Raw genomic sequence first — 985 nt, 5'->3', positions numbered from 1 at the left:
ATATATAAGTGATTTGTGTTAGGAAATAAAGGATATTTTTATTCGCAAAAATAATTAGGGTAAGAAGGGGAAATAGTGAGAAAATGAAACAACTTTTAGGTGCAGTATTTGCAGCAACAACTTTAATATCTTTAGCAAATCTACGGACAGATACAATCTTTAAAGATATTCTTATTGACCATTTGGTTATATAAAGAAAACATAGATATAAAAAGGGAAAGTAAAGTAGCTGGTTATGGAAAATGGTACATATGATTTTGGTGGATAGTATTACACGTGGTCAAGTTGCTAGATTACTTTATCTTCGTTTGATATAATTATTACTACAGTAGTATTACAGTAATACCTTGGGTATATAATAAAAGAAGAGATGCTTGATACATCTCTTCTGGTAACTGTTGCCGTAAGGCGGGTAGTTACTAAATAAATTTATTTTCTTTTTCTAGAACTTCCCTTTTGCTTCCGACGGCGTAGGGAGGTTCTTTTGCGTTTTGCTAATATTATTCACTAGCTTGTTTCCATAACCAATAACAATAATTCCTAGAAATACTTTCAATAAATTCTGTAGCAAAGACAGTAAATATTCCATCATAGGAGTCACCTACTTTCCCTCTACATAAAAAAGAGAAAGGACAGCACCCACCCTACGTCATACAGTTAAATCTATTCTATCATCCTAGTACAATCTCACCAATATAAACAAGACCACCATTATTGATAGTCTTTTTAGGTAGATTTATAACAATTAATTACAATGTTTTTATATGTTGTTTACTATATACATTCATATTCGCCTTATGATCTTTAGCATAACCTATTACATGGCATATGTTTTTTGTACCAAGCTTTGTTAATGCATTTCGCCTTCGTAGGTGTTGAAGGTTTAGAACTATCCTTTAGTATAGTCATATCATTAGAACATCCTGCGATATTTAGACAGAATGTAGCTAATAAACACGATAGTAATAATTTATTCATATAATCA

The 985-nt window shown here is 31.0% G+C and carries 2 protein-coding genes; both read right to left on the bottom strand.

The annotated features are described in order from the left end of the window. Positions 1-442: 442 nt before the first annotated feature. Positions 443-589 carry a hypothetical protein gene (locus tag ABWK52_RS29250; protein ID WP_176520023.1) on the bottom strand — a complete coding sequence of 49 codons (147 nt, stop codon included), beginning with the start codon at positions 587-589 and terminating at the stop codon, positions 443-445. Between the two features lie 215 nt (positions 590-804). Beyond that, positions 805-985, bottom strand: a 181-nt coding sequence (locus ABWK52_RS29245; protein ID WP_353772372.1) for a hypothetical protein, incomplete at its 5' end; no start/stop codon positions are given.

The organism is Bacillus sp. AP50 (assembly GCF_040492675.1).
GTDB lineage: Bacteria > Bacillota > Bacilli > Bacillales > Bacillaceae_G > Bacillus_A > Bacillus_A cereus.
This window is presented reverse-complemented; position numbering and strand designations above follow the sequence as displayed.